The sequence below is a fragment of the Aeromonas intestinalis genome, from assembly GCF_054052485.1.
On record NZ_JBSTYK010000002.1, the window covers coordinates 199,556 to 219,346 of the forward strand.

The 19,791-nt window shown below is 60.1% G+C and carries 18 protein-coding genes; 11 read left to right on the plus strand and 7 right to left on the minus strand.

Translation table 11 applies throughout. The annotated features are described in order from the left end of the window. The first annotated feature begins 318 nt into the window (after positions 1–318). A complete protein-coding gene (asd, locus tag ACW5W7_RS03205) occupies positions 319–1,431 on the plus strand; it encodes an aspartate-semialdehyde dehydrogenase (protein WP_456500748.1) in 1,113 nt (370 codons plus the stop codon). Between the two features lie 126 nt (positions 1,432–1,557). Here the strand turns inward: asd and cspD are convergent, their stop codons facing one another. Beyond that, positions 1,558–1,776: a cold shock-like protein CspD gene (cspD, locus tag ACW5W7_RS03210; protein ID WP_005300025.1), complete on the minus strand. Its 219-nt coding sequence runs from the start codon at positions 1,774–1,776 to the stop codon at positions 1,558–1,560. Positions 1,777–2,004: 228 nt separating this feature from the next. On the opposite strand from cspD, the gene clpS reads away from it, so the two are divergent. Then, positions 2,005–2,322 (plus strand): ATP-dependent Clp protease adapter ClpS, encoded by a 318-nt coding sequence (clpS, locus tag ACW5W7_RS03215; RefSeq protein ID WP_349922026.1) that lies wholly within the window; start codon positions 2,005–2,007, stop codon positions 2,320–2,322. 60 nt (positions 2,323–2,382) lie between these two features. Continuing rightward, on the plus strand, positions 2,383–4,635 hold the full coding sequence (gene clpA / locus ACW5W7_RS03220) for an ATP-dependent Clp protease ATP-binding subunit ClpA (protein WP_456500749.1): 2,253 nt from the start codon (positions 2,383–2,385) through the stop codon (positions 4,633–4,635). Positions 4,636–4,704: 69 nt separating this feature from the next. On the opposite strand, the gene infA is transcribed toward clpA, so the two are convergent. The 3 genes from infA to aat all read right to left on the minus strand — a co-directional run bounded on the left by infA (position 4,705) and on the right by aat (position 6,412). Continuing rightward, positions 4,705–4,923: a translation initiation factor IF-1 gene (gene infA, locus ACW5W7_RS03225; protein WP_005300033.1), complete on the minus strand. Its 219-nt coding sequence runs from the start codon at positions 4,921–4,923 to the stop codon at positions 4,705–4,707. Between the two features lie 68 nt (positions 4,924–4,991). Further along, a complete protein-coding gene (locus tag ACW5W7_RS03230) occupies positions 4,992–5,708 on the minus strand; it encodes an arginyltransferase (protein ID WP_349922028.1) in 717 nt (238 codons plus the stop codon). Next, positions 5,705–6,412 carry a leucyl/phenylalanyl-tRNA--protein transferase gene (aat, locus tag ACW5W7_RS03235; protein WP_456500750.1) on the minus strand — a complete coding sequence of 236 codons (708 nt, stop codon included), beginning with the start codon at positions 6,410–6,412 and terminating at the stop codon, positions 5,705–5,707. Before aat ends, ACW5W7_RS03230 begins: the two co-directional genes overlap by 4 nt. A gap of 17 nt (positions 6,413–6,429) precedes the next feature. On the opposite strand from aat, the gene ACW5W7_RS03240 reads away from it, so the two are divergent. Further along, on the plus strand, positions 6,430–6,900 hold the full coding sequence (locus ACW5W7_RS03240; RefSeq protein WP_456500751.1) for a glycine zipper 2TM domain-containing protein: 471 nt from the start codon (positions 6,430–6,432) through the stop codon (positions 6,898–6,900). Between the two features lie 104 nt (positions 6,901–7,004). Here ACW5W7_RS03240 and ACW5W7_RS03245 read toward each other — a convergent pair whose 3' ends face one another. The 3 genes from ACW5W7_RS03245 to ald all read right to left on the minus strand — a co-directional run bounded on the left by ACW5W7_RS03245 (position 7,005) and on the right by ald (position 10,553). After that, the gene (locus ACW5W7_RS03245) at positions 7,005–8,246 is read right to left on the minus strand and encodes a diguanylate cyclase (RefSeq protein WP_349922031.1); all 1,242 of its coding nucleotides are present in this window, start codon (positions 8,244–8,246) and stop codon (positions 7,005–7,007) included. Between the two features lie 57 nt (positions 8,247–8,303). Next, positions 8,304–9,254 carry a thioredoxin-disulfide reductase gene (trxB, locus tag ACW5W7_RS03250; protein ID WP_456500752.1) on the minus strand — a complete coding sequence of 317 codons (951 nt, stop codon included), beginning with the start codon at positions 9,252–9,254 and terminating at the stop codon, positions 8,304–8,306. A 183-nt stretch (positions 9,255–9,437) separates the two neighbouring features. After that, the gene (ald, locus tag ACW5W7_RS03255) at positions 9,438–10,553 is read right to left on the minus strand and encodes an alanine dehydrogenase (protein ID WP_456500753.1); all 1,116 of its coding nucleotides are present in this window, start codon (positions 10,551–10,553) and stop codon (positions 9,438–9,440) included. 150 nt (positions 10,554–10,703) lie between these two features. On the opposite strand from ald, the gene lrp reads away from it, so the two are divergent. The 7 genes from lrp (at position 10,704) to purF (ending at position 19,791) form a co-directional block, all read left to right on the plus strand. After that, the gene (gene lrp, locus ACW5W7_RS03260; protein WP_005300047.1) at positions 10,704–11,195 is read left to right on the plus strand and encodes a leucine-responsive transcriptional regulator Lrp; all 492 of its coding nucleotides are present in this window, start codon (positions 10,704–10,706) and stop codon (positions 11,193–11,195) included. A gap of 195 nt (positions 11,196–11,390) precedes the next feature. Beyond that, complete coding sequence (locus tag ACW5W7_RS03265) at positions 11,391–13,889, plus strand: DNA translocase FtsK (protein WP_349922034.1); 2,499 nt, start codon at positions 11,391–11,393, stop codon at positions 13,887–13,889. Positions 13,890–13,957: 68 nt separating this feature from the next. Further along, on the plus strand, positions 13,958–14,566 hold the full coding sequence (gene lolA, locus ACW5W7_RS03270; protein ID WP_456500754.1) for an outer membrane lipoprotein chaperone LolA: 609 nt from the start codon (positions 13,958–13,960) through the stop codon (positions 14,564–14,566). A gap of 70 nt (positions 14,567–14,636) precedes the next feature. After that, on the plus strand, positions 14,637–15,974 hold the full coding sequence (locus tag ACW5W7_RS03275) for a replication-associated recombination protein A (RefSeq protein ID WP_456500755.1): 1,338 nt from the start codon (positions 14,637–14,639) through the stop codon (positions 15,972–15,974). 302 nt (positions 15,975–16,276) lie between these two features. Then, positions 16,277–17,572, plus strand: coding sequence for a serine--tRNA ligase (gene serS, locus ACW5W7_RS03280; protein ID WP_349922037.1), 1,296 nt, complete (start codon positions 16,277–16,279; stop codon positions 17,570–17,572). 188 nt (positions 17,573–17,760) lie between these two features. Continuing rightward, the gene (locus tag ACW5W7_RS03285; protein ID WP_349922038.1) at positions 17,761–18,252 is read left to right on the plus strand and encodes a CvpA family protein; all 492 of its coding nucleotides are present in this window, start codon (positions 17,761–17,763) and stop codon (positions 18,250–18,252) included. Positions 18,253–18,270: 18 nt separating this feature from the next. Then, on the plus strand, positions 18,271–19,791 hold the full coding sequence (gene purF / locus ACW5W7_RS03290; protein WP_349922039.1) for an amidophosphoribosyltransferase: 1,521 nt from the start codon (positions 18,271–18,273) through the stop codon (positions 19,789–19,791).

A 19,791-nucleotide genomic window follows, 5' to 3' on the forward strand; every position in this document is an offset into this window, starting at 1 on the left:
GAAGGGGCAGGGTCGTCCCTGCGAGCGGAGGAGCCTCGGGGTCGTCCCCGAGGGGCAGCCGGGCTGCCAAGTCCCGTCCATCATGCCTCAAGGTGCGCTTGGCTGCCAGGGGTTGCCCACGGCAATCGCACCAGGGGGGATATTGCGGCAATCGACACAGAATATTGCGCAATTCGACTTGCGCCCGCCGCGACAATCCGTAATGTGGACAGACGCATGCGTGCAACACCATTCTTGTGATCCATTTGTGAACGGACCCCGCGTCCGGCAAGGGATCCGATACACAGTTTCTATAGCAGCTATCCAGGGTAGGACATTATGAAAAAAGTAGGTTTGGTCGGTTGGCGGGGCATGGTGGGTTCGGTGCTGATGAGCCGGATGCAGGAAGAGAAAGACTTTGCCCGTATCCAGCCCACCTTCTTCACCACCTCCCAGGCCGGTGAGGCCGCCCCCAACTTCGGCGTCGATGCCGGCACTCTGCAGGATGCCTTCGACATCGAGGCGCTGGCGGCGCAGGAGATCATCATCACCGCCCAGGGCGGCGATTACACCAAGGATGTCTATCCACGTCTGCTGGCCGCCGGCTGGCAAGGCTACTGGATCGATGCCGCCTCCTCCCTGCGCATGGACAAGGATGCCGTCATCATCCTGGATCCGGTCAACGGCGATGTGATTGAGCAGGCCCTGGCCAAGGGTGTCAAGACCTTCGTCGGTGGCAACTGCACCGTCAGCCTGATGCTGCTGGCCCTGGGCGGCCTGTTCAAAGCAGATCTGGTGGAGTGGGTGAGCGTGGCGACCTATCAGGCTGCTTCCGGTGGCGGTGCCCGCCACATGCGCGAGCTGGTCACCCAGATGGGCCTGCTGCGGGACGAAGTGGCGGTGGAGCTGGCGGATCCCGCCTCCGCCATCCTCGACATCGAGCGCAAGATCACCGAGAAGACTCGCTCCGGCACCCTGCCGGTGGACAACTTCGGCGTGCCGCTGGCCGGCGGCCTCATCCCCTGGATTGACACCAAGCTCGACAACGGCCAGAGCCGTGAAGAGTGGAAAGGCCAGGCGGAGACCAACAAGATCCTGGGTATCGAAGAGGCGGCCATTCCGGTGGACGGCCTCTGCGTGCGGATCGGCGCCCTGCGTTGCCACAGCCAGGCTTTCACCATCAAGCTCAAAAAAGACGTGCCGCTGGCCGAGATCGAGGCGCTGATCGCCGCGCACAACGACTGGGTGAAGGTCATTCCGAACGATCGCGATATCACCGCCCGTGAGCTGACTCCGGCCGCCGTCACCGGCACCCTCAGCATCCCGGTGGGGCGTCTGCGCAAGCTCAACATGGGGCCGGAGTACCTGGCCGCCTTCACCGTGGGTGATCAGCTGCTGTGGGGGGCCGCCGAGCCGCTGCGCCGCATGCTGAACATCCTGCTGGCGCGCTGAGGGGCTATAACTTACCCGTTCCTAGCAGCAAAAAAGGAAGGCCAAGCCTTCCTTTTTCTCTGTATTTTCCCAATAAAAAACGGCAGCCGCGTGGCCTGCCGTTTTTTAATTTATCCAGTTTGACTCTTACATGTTCTGTGCTTCGTTTGGCACGATGACAGAGGCGTGATTTCCTTTCGGCCCCTGCTGCAGTTCAAAGTTGACTGCTTGACCTGCTTTCAAGGTCTTGTAACCTTCCATTTGAATCGTGGAGTAGTGAGCGAAGATATCTTCACCACCGCCTTCCGGACAGATAAACCCAAATCCTTTTGCGTTGTTGAACCACTTGACTGTTCCGGTTGCCATACATCTACATCCTTTTATTGATTACCCTGAAGTCGTTGAGTAACCTGCGCCAGCCTTATATAACTAGAGCATCAGCCCATAGCAGACGGGCGCCGATTAGCAAGTAACCAATCTAGTCCAACTTTTGAGCGAGTCAAGAAGTTGTTAACAACCGATGTGATCTGGTTAACAAGTCTATTGACAATCCTGAGCGAGACGGTAGTAATCTAGAGGTACCAAAGCGCAATTATGAGCAAGCAGAAAGAACTCTTTGCTAATGAAGAGATTGCAGAAGCAGAGAAAACGAAGCTGCAACCGCCATCCATGTACAAGGTCGTGTTGAACAACGATGACTACACACCCATGGAGTTCGTGGTGGAGGTGCTGCAAAGGTTCTTTGGTATGGACTTGGACAAGGCGACTCAGGTCATGCTGAGTGTGCATTATAGTGGTAAGGGAGTCTGCGGCACCTTCACCGCCGAGATTGCCGAGACCAAGGTAGTCCAGGTCAACACCTACGCACGTAACAACGAACATCCACTGCTATGTACCATGGAAAAGGTTTGAATCTGATGACTTGATGGCGATAACGACACCGCATTGTGGCTGTACTGAGGGGAGGTGCCTATGTTGAACAAAGATCTAGAAAAGACGCTGAACGAGGCTTTCAAACTGGCCCGTGACGAGCGCCACGAATTCATGACAGTCGAGCACCTGTTGTTAGCCCTGCTGGATAACAGCTCAGCCCATGAGGCGCTGAGTTCATGTGGTGCGGACGTGGAGCAACTGCGCAAGGAAATTCGCGCATTCATCAACCAGACTACCCCGCTCATCCCCCGGGATGACGAAGACCGTGAAACCCAACCCACCTTAGGCTTCCAGCGCGTGCTGCAACGGGCCGTATTCCACGTCCAATCCTCCGGCAATACCGAGGTGAGCGGCGCCAATGTGCTGGTAGCCATCTTCAGCGAGCAGGAGTCCCAGGCCGCCTACTTCCTGAAAAAGGCCGAGATAAGCCGACTGGATGTGGTGAACTTCCTCTCCCATGGGGTACGCAAGGACAACAAGCCCGAGAGTGGCGGCAACAATGCCGAGTCTGACGACGAGGTTTCCTCCGCCCAGATCGAGAGTTTTGCCACCAACCTCAACCAGCTGGTGCTGGAAGGGCGCATCGACCCCCTCATCGGGCGTGATCAGGAACTCAACCGCACCATCCAGGTACTCTGCCGTCGCCGCAAGAACAACCCCCTGCTTGTCGGGGAGGCCGGCGTGGGCAAAACCGCCATCGCCGAAGGGCTGGCCTATCGTATCGTCAAGGGTGATGTGCCCGAGGTGATCGCAGGCAGCACCATCTATTCCCTGGACATGGGCTCCCTGCTGGCGGGGACCAAGTATCGCGGTGACTTCGAGAAGCGCCTCAAGGTGCTGCTCAAGCAGATTGAACGTCAGGAAGGGGCCATCCTCTTCATCGACGAAATCCATACCATCATAGGGGCGGGGGCTGCCTCCGGTGGACAACTGGATGCCGCCAACCTCATCAAGCCGCTGCTTTCCAATGGCTTGCTGCGCTGCGTCGGCTCCACCACCTATCAGGAGTATTCCCAAATCTTCGAGAAAGACCGTGCTCTGGCACGCCGCTTTCAGAAGATCGACATCGTCGAGCCGAGCGTGGATGACACAACCCGCATCCTGATGGGGCTCAAGAGCCGTTATGAGTCTCACCACGGGGTGCGCTATACCGTCAAGGCCATCCGGGCCGCGGTGGAACTTTCCGCCAAGTACATCAACGACCGTCACCTGCCGGACAAGGCCATCGACGTGATCGACGAGGCGGGGGCGGGTCAGCGGCTGCTGCCAGCCAGCAAGCGTAAAAAAGTGATCAATGTGCCGGAAATTGAAGCCATCGTGGCCAAGATCGCCCGCATCCCGGAGAAATCGGTCTCTTCCTCCGACAAGGAGGTGCTGAAGAACCTGGAGCGCAACCTCAAGATGGTGGTGTTCGGGCAAGACAAGGCCATTACCGTGCTGACCGATGCCATCCGTCTGTCACGCTCCGGTCTTGGCAACGAGCGCAGGCCGGTGGGCTGCTTCCTGTTTGCCGGCCCGACCGGGGTAGGCAAGACAGAGGTCACCCAGCAGCTTGGCAAGGCGCTCGGGGTCGAGGTGCTGCGCTTTGACATGTCCGAATACATGGAGCGCCATACCGTTTCCCGCTTGATCGGGGCGCCTCCCGGCTATGTGGGCTTCGAGCAGGGGGGGCTGTTGACCGATTCCGTCCTCAAGCACCCGCACTCCGTGGTGTTGCTGGATGAGATCGAGAAGGCGCATCCGGATGTGTTCAACCTGCTGCTGCAGGTGATGGACAACGGTACTCTGACGGATAACAACGGTCGCAAGGCGGATTTCCGTAACGTGATCCTGGTGATGACCACCAACGCCGGTGTGCAGGAGACCCAGCGCAAGTCCATCGGCTTCCAGCAGCAGGACATGAGCCACGATGCCATGGCGGTGATCAACAAGACCTTCAGCCCGGAATTCCGCAACCGGCTCGATCACACCATCTGGTTCAATCATCTGGACATGCAGGTGATCCACCAGGTCGTCGACAAGTTCATCGTCGAACTGCAGGTGCAGCTGGATGCCAAGGGAGTGTCCCTCGAGGTGTCAGAAGGTGCGCGTCACTGGCTGGCCGAGAAGGGATACGACAGAGCCATGGGTGCCAGACCCATGGGACGGGTCATTCAGGAACACCTCAAGAAGCCGTTGGCTAATGAGATCCTGTTTGGTTCCCTGGTCGATGGTGGGGTGGTGAAAGTGGAACTGGTGAATGACAGCCTCAGCTTTGATTTTCAGGTCAATGTTGAAGCTGTATCCCACTAAATCTCGCTGACGACAGAAATAGCAAAAAACCCCAACCGAGAGGCTGGGGTTTTTTGCTGAATTCCTGGCTTAGCGAGAGCGGAAAACAATACGTCCCTTGGAGAGATCGTACGGAGTCAGAGCCACCGTTACTTTGTCCCCAGTCAGGATACGGATGTAGTTTTTGCGCATCTTGCCGGAAATATGAGCGATAACCACGTGACCATTTTCCAGTTCCACACGGAACATGGTATTGGGCAAGGTTTCGAGAATGGTACCCTGCATCTCAATACTGTCTTCTTTAGCCATTGAATCCTCTTGATAAGCCACAACAAAAAACCGCTGGATCATGCCGGATTTAAGGCTATGTGTAAAGTTTACTCGGGCTTGGCGTCGATCTTTTTCCATTCTCCCTGTACCAGCAGTTCATGAGGCAGGTACTGGCGTTTGTAATTCATCTTGCGGCACGCCTCCACCAGATAACCCAGATACAGCCAACTGCGGCCGGTTCGTCGGGCCAGTTCCAACTGACTCAGAATGGCGAAGGTGCCTAGTGAGCGATCGGCGTAGTCCGGATCGAAGAAGGTATACATGGCGCTCAGGGAGTGGGGTAGCAGATCCGTGGTGGCGACCCCGATGAGGCGTCCCTCCTTGCGCATCTCCAGATAGAGCGGAGGCATCCAGTCACAGTGCAGGAAGCCCTTGTACTGGGTACGGCTCGGTGGATACATGCTGCCATCGCGGTGGCGCTCGCGGATGTAACGCTCGTAGAGCTGATAGTATTCGGGCTTGTCGTCGTAACTCAGCACCAGTTCGATATCCCGGTTTTGCTGACGCACGCGCTTCTGGCCCCGGCTCGGCACGAAGAGTTCGCTGTGAATGCGAAGGGATTGGCAGGCGCTGCAGGCCGGGCAGTGGGGACGATAGATGTCGTTGCCGCTGCGCCGGAATCCCGCCGTCAGCAGTCGCTCGTAACCGTTGGCATTGAGCAGGTCGTGATCCATCAGCACCAGCAGCTGCTCCTGCTCGTGGCCGAGGTAGCTGCACGGGTGCCTGGGGGTCAATCCCACTTTGAGGATGACTTCTTCGGTCATAGGCTGATGCTCCTCGGTTGCCAGCAGCCTGCCAGCAGGGGTTGCTGGGTCAGCCGGTTCAAGGCACTCAAGAACTGCGACCTCGGCCATTGCTCGATCCCGAGGGTGGCGAGGAAGTCGTTCTGCATCTGGCAATCGATGAGGGCACCGCCGTGGCGGGCAAAATGGCGGCAGAGCGCGACCATGGCCAGCTTGGCGCCGTTGTCGATGCGGCTGAACATGGATTCGCCGCAGAAGAGGCGTCCGAGGGAGAGCCCGTAGAGCCCGGCTCGCAGCTCACCCTCCTGCCAGATCTCGACGGAGTGGGCGTGGCCCAGGCGATGGAGTTGTTGATAGGCGTCGATCATGGGGGTGCTTATCCAGGTTCCACTGGCGCTGCGACGGGGGGCGGCGCAGGCCACTATCACCTCATTAAAGGCGCGATTGACGGAAATATCGAATGAGGTTCGGCGGATGGCCTTGTGCAGGCTGCGACCGATGTGCAGTTGATCAGGCAGGACCACGCCCCTGGGATCCGGTGACCACCAGAGCAGCGGCTGGTGGGGTTCATTCCATGGGAAGATCCCCCTGTGATAAGCTGCCAGCAGACGGTCAGGGGAGAGATCCCCCCCGATGGCCAGCAGGCCGTTGGGCTCTTCCAGCGCGTGGCGGGGATCGGGAAACCAGCACAGCTCATCATCCAGTTGGGTGAGATAGCGAGACATAAGACAGAGGTTCACAGATGAAGGCCATTCTCCTGATAGTATCCAGCTTGCTCTGCTTTGTCACGGCAACCGCCTGGGCTGCGCCTTATGAGCGCAATACGGCGCGCCCCGTGGATCAGGTGGTGTTTGGTCAGGTCGATACGGTGCGCAACATCACCCAGCGCCAGATAGTGGAGTCCGAGCACAGTGGCTGGAAGACCCTGGGCGGCGCAGTGCTGGGAGGGCTGCTTGGCAACCAGTTTGGCGGTGGTCATGGGCGGGAAATCGCAACTGCCGTGGGGGCGCTCGCGGGGGCGGCTGCGGTGCAGCACTACCAGTCTGGCGACAGCGTGGTGGAAAACAAACTGGTGGAGCTGCTCATTCGCAACGAACAGAACGGCCTCATCAACGTGATCCAGGATTACGATCCGGCCATGGTCTTTGCGAGCGGTGACAAGGTGCGCATTCTCTATTTCAGTGACGGGGTGCGGGTCGACAAGACCTATTGAGCGGCTGGCTGGGAGCCAAGCAGAGATAAAGAAGAAGGGAAATGAACCCGGCGCCGCAAGAGAGCGGGCCGGGCGGGACTACACGGAGTGCCCTGGCAAGACGCTCAGGCTTCCTGACACACTATCTTGTCGCGGCCGGTGTTCTTTGCCAGATAGAGCTGGCGATCCGCCTCGGACAGTGCTTCATCCATGGAGAGCCGCCCGACGTTGATGACGCCGAAACTGGCGCGCACGAACAGAGGAGTCTCCCTAGAGAGGGGTTGCTGGCGCATCTGCTGGCGCAGACCTTCCAACCGCTTGAGCAGCACGGGTACGGTGCAATGGGGCACCATCAGGGCGAACTCCTCGCCACCGAAGCGGGCGATCATGGCGTCGGGGAAGAACTGGGCGAGCAGTCGGGTCAGATGGCAGAGCAGCTGATCGCCGATGGCGTGACCCCAGTGATCGTTGACCTGCTTGAAATGATCCACATCGAGTACGCAAAGGGAGAGCTGCGTCTGTTGCTGTTGGTGCTCCTCGAACCACTTCTGACCCTCGTTGAACCAGTAACGCCGGTTGTAGAGCCCGGTCAGATAGTCGCGGTTGGCCGACTCCTGAATGTTGTTGAACTGCTCGAGGGCCTCCAGATTGTGGCTGACCCGGCATTGCAGCTCCTCGGGCTCGAACGGCTGGTTGAGAAAGTCATTGGCCCCCTGCTTGAGGTAACGGGCCGAGAGGCCGCGCTTGTCAGACACCGAGATGCCGATGATGGCGAGCTGCTGCTTGCTGTAGCGCTCACGCAGCATGCGCACCAGGCTGATGCCGTCGATCTCCGGCATGTAGTAATCCACCAGTACCAGCCGGATGGCCGGGTGCTGCTCCAGCAGGGTCAGGGCATCGCGGGCGCAGTTGGCTTCGTGCACCTGCAGCAGTTGCTTGCGCAGTTGCGCCATGGTGCGGTGGCGGGAGGTGAGGGAGTCATCCACCACCAGCACCTCGATGGCCTGATTGAGGTAGAGGCGATGCACCAGGCTCACGGCGTATTGGAGCGAGTGACGGGAATCCTTCATCACATAATCCAGCACTCCGGCCTCCAGCCAGGCTTCCCGCTTCTCCTCGCTGATGTCGGCGGTGAGGATCACCACCGGCAAGCCCTGCTCCAGCAGTACCTTGACCGCTTCTCCACTCGGGGCATCCGGCAGGGTGAGATCCACCAGGGCCACTACATACTCTTCTCCCTGGCAGTGGCGGGCGCCCGCCAGGGTATCGAAGGCATCCACTTCCAGCCCGGTTTGTTGGGCGATGGCCTGGATCAACATCCGGCGGATCGTAAGGCTGTCTTCGACTATCAATATTTTTCGCTTCATCCGGCTCCTTAAAAAGAAAAGGGCATGCCTGTTGGCATGCCCTTTATATCCTTGCGCTTATTGCGCGTCCAGATATCGCTCAGCATCCAGGGCCGCCATGCAGCCCGTGCCGGCGGAGGTGATGGCCTGACGGTAGACGTGATCGGCCACATCACCGGCGGCGAAGACTCCCTCGATGCTGGTCTGGGTGGCAAACCCCTCGAGACCGCCACGTACCTTGAGGTAGCCATTCTCCATCGCCAGCTGGCCGGCGAAGATCTGGGTATTGGGCTGGTGGCCGATGGCGATGAAGACCCCCATCAGCGGCAGCTCGGTGGTGCTGTCATCGCGGGTGCTGCGCAGGCGCACACCGGTGACGCCCATTTCATCGCCCAGCACCTCGTCCAGGGTCTGGTGGGTGTGCAACACGATGTTGCCGCTCGCCACCTTGTCGTGCAGGCGCTTGATCAGGATCTTCTCGGCGCGGAACTCGTCGCGGCGATGGATGAGGTGCACCGTCTTGGCGATGTTCGCCAGATAGAGGGCCTCTTCCACGGCGGTGTTGCCGCCGCCGACCACGGCCACTTCCTGATTGCGATAGAAGAAACCATCACAGGTGGCGCAGGCGGAGACGCCGCGACCCTTGAATGCCTCTTCCGAGGGCAGCCCCAGGTATTTGGCAGAGGCACCGGTGGCGATGATGAGCGCGTCGCAGCTGTATTCACCGTTGTCGCCCTTGAGGCGGAACGGGCGCTGGGTCAGCTCGACCTCATTGATGTGGTCGAACAGGATGCGGGTATCGAATTTTTCGGCATGGGCCTGCATGCGCTCCATCAGGGCCGGGCCGGTCAGCCCTTCCGCGTCACCTGGCCAGTTTTCCACTTCCGTGGTGGTGGTCAGCTGACCACCTTGCTGCATGCCGGTGATCAGCAGGGGATTGAGGTTGGCGCGGGCGGCGTAGACGGCGGCGGTGTAGCCTGCCGGGCCGGACCCCAGGATCAGCAGTTTGCTGTGAGTGACTTGGCTCATGATGTGATTTCCGAGACGTGATGAGTTTGCGCGATTGTAGGTAATTCGTGATCCGGGGTCAAAGGGCGGTGCATCGATTGTGGCAATCGCCTTGAAAGGGGGAGGGCGCAGGAAAAGAGCCATAAAAAAACCGCCCATCGCGGGCGGATTTTCACTCATCGACTCACCCTGGCGGGGGAGGGATCAGTTCAACAGGGTCAGGGGATCGGTGTAGGCCAGGTTGTGTGCCTCGGCCACTTCCCGGCAGGTGATCTTGCCCGCCATCACGTTCAGGCCGTGCAGCAGGTGGGGATCGCCGAGCAGCGCCTTGCGATAACCCTGATCCGCCAGCCGGATGATGAAGGGCAGGGTGGCGTTGTTGAGGGCCACGGTGGAGGTGCGGGCCACGGCTCCCGGCATGTTGGCCACACAATAGTGCACCACTTCATCCACGATAAAGGTGGGATCCTGGTGGGTGGTGGCGTGAGAGGTTTCCACGCAGCCACCCTGATCGATGGCCACATCGACGATGGCCGAGCCCGGCTTCATGCGCGCAATATGGTCACGGCTGACAAGTTTTGGCGCAGTGGCACCGGGTACCAATACACCGCCGATGACCAGATCCGCCGCCAGGATGTGGCGCTCCAGGGTCTCGCGATTGGAGTAAACCACCTTGGCTGCGCCCTGGAACTCGCTGTCGAGACGGCGCAAGGTGTCGATGTTGTTATCAAGGATGGTGACGTCTGCGCGCAGGCCGATGGCCATGCGGGCCGCGTTGGAGCCCACTACCCCGCCACCGATGATCACCACCTTGGCCGGTTCCACGCCGGGCACGCCGCCGAGCAGCACACCGCTACCGCCGCGGGATTTCTCCAGCGCCTGGGCGCCGGCTTGAATAGACATGCGTCCGGCCACCTCCGACATGGGGGCCAGCAGGGGCAGGCCGCCACGGGTATCGGTGACGGTTTCGTAGGCGATGCAGACCGCGCCGCTGTCCACCAGTTCCCGGGTCTGGGCCAGGTCTGGCGCCAGATGCAGGTAAGTGAACAGGGTCTGGCCCGGGCGCAACATGGCGCGCTCGATCGCCTGGGGCTCCTTCACTTTGACGATCATCTCCGCCTTGGCGAAAACATCGGCAGCAGAGGCCAAAATTTCGGCGCCAGCAGCCAGATAATCTGCGTCAGTGAAGCCAATGCCACTTCCTGCCCCGCTTTGCACGAAAACAGTATGGTTTCGTGCTGTTAGTTCACGTACACTGGCTGGAACCATGCCTACGCGATATTCATGGTTTTTTATTTCCTTAGGTACACCGATAATCATGCTATCCCTCGTCTATCGATTGGTGGTTTATGTTGCCAATGTGTTAAGCAACATTTGCGCCTAGTATATTCAGGTATTGACAGGATTTGTGACCATTATTATAAAATGACTGGTGATTCTTACCAAAAAATAGCCAAAGGATGGAATTAAATGATGGAAGCTAAGAGTCGGCTGAAGGATTTGGACAGGATTGACCGCAACATTCTGAACGAACTGCAAAAGGACGGCAGGATTTCGAATGTTGAGTTGTCCAAGCGAGTTGGCCTGAGTCCTACACCGTGTCTTGAACGGGTTCGTCGCCTCGAGCGACAAGGTTATATCGAAGGATATGCCGCCATTCTGAACCCTCATTATCTTGACGCGTCCCTGCTGGTATTCGTGGAAATTACCCTCAATCGTGGTGCTCCCGACGTGTTTGAACAGTTCAACAAGGCTGTTCAGGTACTCGAAGAGATCCAGGAGTGCCACCTGGTCTCCGGCGATTTTGACTATCTGCTCAAGACCCGTGTTAGCGACATGTCGGCTTACCGCCGTCTGCTCGGGGAGACGCTGCTGCGCCTGCCCGGGGTCAACGACACCCGCACCTACGTGGTGATGGAAGAGGTCAAACAGAGTAGTCGTCTGGTGATCAGCACCCGCTAAGGTGGGTTGTGCTGTGACTTGCCTGTTCAACGACGAGTCACGATAGTCAGAAACGAGCGGCTGGTCCGCTCGTTTCTTCTTATCACCTGGTGATAACCATGGCCGCCCACAGGCACAGGCTGACAATCGGTGGGCTTTTCAGGGATACTAGGCCACCTATCCCCGCATTACTCGTTTTCAGAAAGGAGCCGGAGTTTGGCCGACAAAAAGCTGTTTACTCCTTTATCAGGTACCCAACGGATCTTCGAGGCCGTCTTGATCGCCATCACCCTGATGGCTGCCTATCTCTTACTCGCCTTGTTGTCCTATCACCCCGCCGATCCCGGCTGGTCCCAAACCTCCTGGCAGGGGGATGTGAAGAACCTGGCGGGCAGTGCCGGTGCCTGGCTTGCCGATATCACCATGTTCACCTTCGGTGCCTTCTCCTATCTGGTTCCCCCTCTGGTCGTCTTGCTCGGCTGGAGCCTCTTCTGGCGCCCGAGCAAACTGCTGGAAGTGGACTATCTCACCCTGTCGGTACGCATCATCGGCTTCGTATTGACGGTGCTTGGCATGTCGGCCATCGCCAGCATGAACTTCAACGATCTGCAAAACTTCTCCGCCGGCGGCCTGGTGGGGGACGTGATCGCCTCCGCCGTGGTGCCGCTGTTTGGTGGCGTTGGTGCCAACCTGATGTTGCTCTGCTTCGTGGCCACCGGCATCACCCTGTTTACCGGCTGGTCCTGGCTTACCATTGTCGAGCGCATCGGTGCGAGCTGCACCGGCAGCGTCAGCGCCATCTACCATTTCCCCACCACCCTGGGTCGCTGGCTGACCGGTGGCTGGCGCCAGCCGCGCATGGAGGGGCCGGATCCCTTGCTGGAAGGGGGCCCGAGTGGCGTCAATCTCGATGACGAGGATGAGCCCCACAGCAGCTGGACCCGTCGCCCCAAGGCGGTCGGCAAGGTGCAAAAGACAAGATCTGACGAATACCTGCCGGAGCTGGACGAGGATACCTTCCAGTTCGATCCGCAATTTGACGACGATGATGACGCGCCAGCCCCCGCGGCCAAGGCCAAGCGTCCGGCCCGTGCCCAGCCGCAGCTGGCCAACGAAGAGGAAGATGATCTCGATCTGCCCTGGGCGGATGGAGATGACGAACCCGCGGCGCCTGTTGCCGCCGCCCCCGCGCCCAAGGCCAAGCGTCGCCCGCAGCCCAACATGGCACCCTTGCCGAGCCTGGAGCTGCTGGACCGTCCCCCTGCCAAGACCCAAATGATGAGCAAGGACGAGCTGGATCGCATGGGCCGCCTGGTGGAAGCCAAGCTCGCCGATTACAACGTGCAGGCCAAGGTGGTCGGCGTCTACCCGGGCCCCGTCATCACCCGCTTCGAGCTGGACCTGGCGCCGGGCATGAAGGCGAGCAAGATCACCAACCTGTCGCGAGACCTGGCCCGCTCTTTGTCTGCCAGCAGCGTGCGGGTAGTGGAAGTCATCCCGGGCAAGACCTTCGTCGGCATCGAGTTGCCCAACCGGGTGCGCCAGACCGTCTACCTGCGCGAGACCCTGGACTGCGAAGCCTTCACCGGCAGCCACAACCCGCTCACCATGGGTCTGGGTCAGGACATCGCCGGTGAACCCGTGGTGGTGAACCTCGCCAAGATGCCGCACCTGCTGGTGGCCGGTACCACGGGCTCGGGCAAGTCGGTGGGGGTGAACACCATGATCATCTCCATGCTCTACAAGTCCTCCCCGGAAGATCTGCGCTTCATCATGATCGACCCCAAGATGCTGGAGCTGTCGGTCTATGAGGGGATCCCTCATCTGCTGACCGAGGTGGTCACCGACATGAAGGATGCCGCCAACGCCCTGCGCTGGTGTGTGGGGGAGATGGAGCGTCGCTACAAGCTGATGTCGGCGGTCGGGGTGCGCAACCTCAAGGGCTACAACGACAAGGTGCTGGCGGCCGCCGCCGAAGGAGAACCCCTGCTGGATCCCCTGTGGCGTCCGGGCGACTCCATGGATCAGATGCCACCCGAGCTGGTGAAGCTGCCCCACATCGTGGTGGTGGTGGACGAGTTCGCCGACATGATGATGATCGTCGGCAAGAAGGTGGAAGAGCTCATCGCCCGTATCGCCCAGAAGGCGCGGGCCGCCGGTATTCACCTCATCCTCGCGACCCAGCGCCCGTCGGTGGATGTGATCACCGGCCTCATCAAGGCCAACATCCCGACCCGGATCTCCTTCCAGGTGTCGAGCAAGATCGATTCGCGTACCATCCTGGATCAGGGCGGTGCGGAATCCCTGCTCGGCATGGGTGACATGCTCTACATGCCGGCCGGCACCTCCAACCCGACCCGGGTTCACGGCGCCTTCGTCGATGACCACGAGGTCCACAAGGTGGTGGCGGACTGGAAACTGCGCGGCGAGCCGGATTACATCGACGAGATCCTCTCCGGTGAATCGGACGGCGAGGGGAGCGGTGGCGACTATGGCGGCGGTGGCGACGAGGAGCTCGATCCCCTGTTCGACGAGGCGGTGGCCTTCGTGGTGGAATCCCGCCGCGGCTCCACCTCCAGCGTGCAGCGCAAGTTCAAGATTGGCTACAACCGGGCGGCCCGCCTCATCGAACAGATGGAGAACCAGGGCATCGTCAGCTCCCCCGGCGGCAACGGCCAGCGGGACGTGCTGGCACCGCCTCCGGTGCGCGACTGACTCTTCATATCATCCTGGCCATGTCTGCGGACATGGCCTTTATCTGACCCTCTGACATGGGAATCGTGATGAAAATAGCATTGTTGATGGGTTCTGTACTGCTGCTGGCCAGCAGCCAGGTCTGGGCGGATGCCGCCAGCGATCTCAAACAGAAGCTGGCGGGTGTCAGCCTCTTCTCCGCCAAGTTCTCCCAGGTGGTCTATGACAGCAAGGGCAAGGAGCTGCAGCGCGCCGGTGGCGACCTGCTGGTGCAACGCCCCAATCGTTTCAACTGGCACACCACCACCCCGGACGAGAGCCTAATCGTGGCCGACGGCAAGGATGTCTGGATTTACGATCCCTTCGTCGAGCAGGTCACCGCCCTCAAGTTGAAAGACGCCGTGCTCAACACCCCCTTCGTGCTGATCGCCGGCAACGACGACGCGCTCTGGAAGAACTATGAAGTGACCCAGCAGGGGGACGTCTACACCGTCACCAGCCGCAACAAGGACGAGCTGATCGCCTCCTTTCGCATCACCTTCGACAGACAGAACAACATCAACCGCTTCGATGTGAAAGAGGCCCAGGGGCAGTGGAGCGAATTCACCCTGAGCAGTTTCAATCGCAAGCCGGCGCTCAAGGGCAATGAGTTCGTGTTCAAGATCCCCAAGGGTGTCGCGCTGGACGACCAACGCTGATGAGCGGGAGCAGACCGCCGCCCGGTGTCCCATCGGACGCGGCCTGCACCCCATTGGACGAGTAACCCTGATGAGCAATTTATCCCTGGATTTTTCGTCGGACTTTCGCCCGCTGGCGGCCCGCATGCGGCCGCAGAACCTGGATCAATACATCGGCCAGCAGCATATCCTGGGGCCCGACAAACCCCTGCGAAAGGCCATACTGGCGGGCCACTGCCACTCCATGATCCTCTGGGGCCCCCCCGGCACCGGCAAGACCACCCTCGCAGAACTGATGGCGCACTACTGCCAGGCCGAGGTGGAGCGACTCTCGGCGGTCACCTCCGGCATCAAGGAGATCCGCGCGGCCATCGACAAGGCCAAGGAGAACAGCTGGCGTGGGGTGCGCACCATCCTGTTCGTGGACGAGGTGCACCGCTTCAACAAGAGCCAGCAGGATGTGTTCCTGCCCCATATCGAAGACGGCACCATCACCTTCATCGGTGCCACCACTGAAAACCCCTCGTTCGAACTCAACAACGCGCTGCTCTCCCGGGCCCGGGTCTATCTGCTCAAACGCCTGGAAGAGGCGGACATCCTCGCCATGATCGATCAGGCGCTGACCGATCCCCGCGGCCTGAGTGATCCCGGCCTGCACTTCGCCCCCGGGGTGAAGGAGGCGTTGGCCAAAGCCGTGGACGGGGACGGGCGCAAGTCCCTCAACTACCTGGAGCTCCTGGCCGACATGGCCGAGGCGAACGGAGCGGGGGAGCGGGTTATCGACAGCAGCCTGCTTGCCGCCATGGTGGGGGAGCATGTGGCCCGCTTCGACAAGGGGGGCGATCACTTCTACGACCTCATCTCGGCGGTGCACAAATCCATTCGCGGCTCGGCGCCGGATGCGGCCCTCTACTGGTACGCCCGCATGGTGAGCGCCGGTTGCGATCCCCTCTATATCGCCCGCCGGCTGCTGGCCATCGCCTCGGAGGACGTGGGCAATGCCGATCCCCGCGCCATGCAGGTAGCCCTGTCCGCCTGGGATTGCTTCCATCGCATCGGCCCGGCGGAAGGGGAGCGGGCCATCGCCCAGGCCATCGTCTACCTCGCCTGCGCTCCCAAGAGCAATGCGGTTTATGTTGCCTGGAAGGCGGCGCTCAATGACGCCAGAAACCTGCCGGACTTCGAGGTGCCACCCCACCTTCGCAACGCCCCGACCAAGCTGATGAGCGAACTCGGCTACGGCGCCGAGTACCGCTACGCCCACGACGAGCCCGGCGCCTACGCCGCCGGCGAGAGCTACTTCCCGCCGGAGCTCGCCAGCAAGCACTACTACCAGCCCACCGATCGGGGTCTGGAGAAGCAGATAGGGCAAAAGCTCGATTATCTGCGTGAACTGGACAGCCAAAGCCCGAAAAAACGGGATAAATAAGTCGTTTCAATGAGGCAGGGCAGTGCAATGCGCCGATGGGCGGTGCGAAGTGCCGCCCCTGTCGTAAAACTTGCGAAAAACGACCCCATAACGCCCTGTTCGGGCGGGGGGGCGGTCTGCTACACTGCCCCACTGACCCCGTTGTCTTGGCTCGGTGCCATCTTCTTGATTTTGAAGGCTGGAAAGATCCAACTTTCTTCTTAAAGACGGCTGGGGTACGCCAATCGATATTAACTTCCTGATCTGTTTTCTCGCCAGGGCCATGCCCCGGGCTCAGATCTCATTAAAAAAGTAGGTAAACCATGCTGGATCCCAAATATCTGCGCAGCGATATCGCCGAAGCTGCCGCTCGTCTGGCGACACGTGGCTACGTCCTGGACGTAGCGGCTGTCAATGCTCTGGAAGAGAAACGCAAGGATCTGCAGTCCCGCACCCAGGAGCTGCAGGCCGAGCGCAACGCCCGCTCCAAGTCCATCGGTGAGGCAGCTCGTCGTGGTGAAGATGTGGCCCCGCTCAAGGCACAAGTCACCCTGATCAACGAAGAGCTTGAGACCAGCAAGGTTGAACTCGAGGCGCTGCTGCGCGACCTCAAGGCCATCTCCGACGCCATCCCGAACCTGCCGAGCGACACCACCCCGGTGGGCCGTGACGAGAACGACAACGTGGAAGTGCGTCGCTGGGGTACCCCGCGCGCCTTCGATTTCCCGGTACGCGATCACATCGATCTCGGTGAAGCGGCCAAGGGCGTGGACTTCAAGAACGGGGTCAAGCTCTCCGGTGCCCGTTTCGTGGTGATGAAGGGTCAGATTGCCCGCCTGCACCGCGCCCTGGCGCAGTTCATGCTGGACCTGCACACCCAGCAGCACGGTTATACCGAATGCTATGTTCCCTACCTGGTGAACCCGGACAGCCTGTACGGCACCGGCCAGCTGCCGAAGTTCTCCGAAGACTTGTTCAACACCGGCATCAACGGGGAAGGGGACGAAGAGGGCCACGTGCGCAAGTTCTCCCTGATCCCGACCTCCGAAGTGCCGCTGACCAACATGGCCCGCGACGAGATCTTCGACGAGCAGGACCTGCCCATCAAGATGACCGCCCACAGTCCCTGCTTCCGCTCCGAAGCGGGCTCCTACGGCCGTGACACCCGTGGCCTCATCCGCATGCACCAGTTCGACAAGGTCGAGATGGTCCAGCTGGTGCACCCGGAGAAATCTTGGGATGCCCTGGAAGAGATGGTGGGTCACGCCGAGAAGGTGCTGCAACTGCTGGAGCTGCCGTATCGCGTGATGGCGCTGGCCACCGGTGACATGGGCTTCTGCGCCGCCAAGACCTACGATCTGGAAGTCTGGCTGCCGGCGCAGGATACCTACCGCGAGATCTCCTCCGTCTCCAACTGTACCGATTTCCAGGCCCGCCGCATGCAGGGCCGGGTACGCATCGACGGCAAGCCCCAGTTGCTGCACACCCTGAACGGCTCCGGCCTCGCGGTGGGTCGTACCCTGGTGGCGGTGATGGAGAACTATCAGCAGGCCGACGGCCGCATCGCCATTCCCAAGGCGTTGCAGTCCTACATGGGTGGTCTGACCCATATCGGCTAAGCCGAACGCCGTAATGACAACGCCATGGCAGTGCCATGGCGTTGTGCATTTGGGCGCGGCTCAATCGTTTTTAGTGCCGTAAAACAGGGCTCTATCGACGCTGTAGTGAAGCTTTAACACAATTTTATCAAGCATTGCGCAATCGTTTTTGTTAGACTGCGCCGCAATTTCGCAGGACACCCGTTTCTATGGTCTGGATTGATTACGCCATCATCGGCATCATCGGTTTTTCCGCCCTCATCAGCCTGGTGCGCGGCTTCGTCAAGGAGGCCATGTCCCTTGTCACCTGGTTCGTCGCCTTCTTCATCGCCAGCCATTTCTATTCCGATCTCGCCGTCTATTTCACCTCCTTCTCCGACGCCCTCGTGCGCAATGGCCTGGCCATCGCCGCCCTGTTCGTGGCGACCCTGATCCTCGGCAGCGTGGTGAACTATGTGGTGGGGCTCCTGGTGGACAAGACCGGCCTGTCCGGCACGGATCGGGTGCTCGGCATCTGTTTTGGCGCCATTCGCGGGGTACTGATCGTCAGTGCCCTGCTGTTTTTCATGGATACCTTCACCAGTCTCTCCCAGAGCGATTGGTGGGCGGCATCCAAGCTGGTTCCCGAGTTCAAACCGGTGATCCAGTGGTTTTTTGGGTTCATACAGAGCTCATCGAGTTTCATTCAACCGGTACAGTGACTTCGAGGTAGCAAAGACATGTGTGGTATTGTCGGTATAGTTGGCACCACCCCCGTCAATCAGGCCCTCTACGACGCCTTGACGGTGTTGCAGCACAGGGGACAGGACGCCGCCGGGATCGTGACCATAGACAGTGGAAACTTCCGGCAACGCAAGGCCAACGGCCTGGTGAAGGATGTGTTTGAAGTGCGCCACATGCAGCGTCTGAAAGGGAATATCGGCATAGGACATGTCCGTTATCCCACCGCAGGCAGCTCCAGTGCCGCAGAAGCCCAACCTTTTTATGTGAACTCTCCCTACGGCATGGTGCTGGCCCACAACGGCAACCTCACCAACGCCAAGGCGCTCAAGGAGCAGCAGTTCAAGGTGGCCCGCCGCCACATCAACACCACGTCCGATTCGGAAGTGCTGCTGAACGTGCTGGCCCACGAGCTGGACCTGTGCGACAAGATGGCGCTGGCGCCGGCGGACATCTTCTCTGCGGTGCGCAAGGTGCATCAGCAGATCCGCGGTGCCTACGCCGTGGTCTCCCTGGTGATTGGCCATGGCCTCATCGGCTTCCGTGATCCCAACGGCATCCGCCCGCTGATCCTGGGTCGTCGCACCGATGAGCAGGGACAGATTGAATACATGCTCGCCTCCGAGAGCGTGGCACTGGATGCCATCGGCTTCGAGACCGTGCGTGACGTCGCCCCGGGCGAGGCCATCTACATCACCGAGCAGGGCCAGCTCTTCTCCGAGCAGTGCGCCGACAACCCGCAGATGAGCTCCTGCATCTTCGAGTACGTCTACTTCGCCCGTCCCGATTCGTGCATCGACAAGGTCTCGGTCTACGCCGCCCGCCTCAACATGGGTCGCAAGCTCGGCAAGAAGATCGCCCGCGAGTGGGAAGATCTCGACATCGACGTGGTCATCCCCATCCCCGAGACCTCCTGCGACGTGGCGCTGGAGATCGCCCACACCCTGGACCTGCCTTACCGTCAGGGATTCGTGAAGAACCGCTACATCGGCCGTACCTTCATCATGCCGGGCCAGACCCAGCGCAAGAAGTCGGTGCGCCGCAAGCTCAACGCCATCGGCTCCGAGTTCAAGGGCAAGAAGGTATTGCTGGTGGATGACTCCATCGTCCGTGGCACCACCTCCGAGCAGATCATCCAGATGGCGCGGGAAGCCGGTGCCGCCAAGGTCTACTTCGCCTCCGCCGCGCCGGAAATTCGCTTCCCCAACGTCTATGGCATCGACATGCCTACCGCCAACGAGCTGATCGCCCATGGCCGGGAAGTGGAAGAGGTGTGCAAGATCATCGGCGCCGACGGCCTCATCTTCCAGGATCTGGAAGATCTGGAAGAGGCGGTGCGGGAGATCAACCCCGAGCTGCGCCACTTCGAGACCTCGGTGTTCAACGGCCACTACGTCACCTCCGACGTGGATCAGGGCTATCTGGATCACCTCAATGCCATGCGCAGCGACGACAACAAGGCCGTGCGCGAGTGGCAGGAAGGCACCAGCAACCTGGAAATTTTTAACGAAGGCAGTTAA

Coding starts and splice junctions, on each gene's coding strand:
- asd (WP_456500748.1), top strand. CDS start 319: ATGAAAAAAGTAGGTTTGGTCGGTTGGCGGGGCATGGTGGGTTCGGTG.
- cspD (WP_005300025.1), bottom strand. CDS start 1,776: ATGGCAACCGGAACAGTCAAGTGGTTCAACAACGCAAAAGGATTTGGG.
- clpS (WP_349922026.1), top strand. CDS start 2,005: ATGAGCAAGCAGAAAGAACTCTTTGCTAATGAAGAGATTGCAGAAGCA.
- clpA (WP_456500749.1), top strand. CDS start 2,383: ATGTTGAACAAAGATCTAGAAAAGACGCTGAACGAGGCTTTCAAACTG.
- infA (WP_005300033.1), bottom strand. CDS start 4,923: ATGGCTAAAGAAGACAGTATTGAGATGCAGGGTACCATTCTCGAAACC.
- ACW5W7_RS03230 (WP_349922028.1), bottom strand. CDS start 5,708: ATGACCGAAGAAGTCATCCTCAAAGTGGGATTGACCCCCAGGCACCCG.
- aat (WP_456500750.1), bottom strand. CDS start 6,412: ATGTCTCGCTATCTCACCCAACTGGATGATGAGCTGTGCTGGTTTCCC.
- ACW5W7_RS03240 (WP_456500751.1), top strand. CDS start 6,430: ATGAAGGCCATTCTCCTGATAGTATCCAGCTTGCTCTGCTTTGTCACG.
- ACW5W7_RS03245 (WP_349922031.1), bottom strand. CDS start 8,246: ATGAAGCGAAAAATATTGATAGTCGAAGACAGCCTTACGATCCGCCGG.
- trxB (WP_456500752.1), bottom strand. CDS start 9,254: ATGAGCCAAGTCACTCACAGCAAACTGCTGATCCTGGGGTCCGGCCCG.
- ald (WP_456500753.1), bottom strand. CDS start 10,553: ATGATTATCGGTGTACCTAAGGAAATAAAAAACCATGAATATCGCGTA.
- lrp (WP_005300047.1), top strand. CDS start 10,704: ATGATGGAAGCTAAGAGTCGGCTGAAGGATTTGGACAGGATTGACCGC.
- lolA (WP_456500754.1), top strand. CDS start 13,958: ATGAAAATAGCATTGTTGATGGGTTCTGTACTGCTGCTGGCCAGCAGC.
- ACW5W7_RS03275 (WP_456500755.1), top strand. CDS start 14,637: ATGAGCAATTTATCCCTGGATTTTTCGTCGGACTTTCGCCCGCTGGCG.
- serS (WP_349922037.1), top strand. CDS start 16,277: ATGCTGGATCCCAAATATCTGCGCAGCGATATCGCCGAAGCTGCCGCT.
- ACW5W7_RS03285 (WP_349922038.1), top strand. CDS start 17,761: ATGGTCTGGATTGATTACGCCATCATCGGCATCATCGGTTTTTCCGCC.
- purF (WP_349922039.1), top strand. CDS start 18,271: ATGTGTGGTATTGTCGGTATAGTTGGCACCACCCCCGTCAATCAGGCC.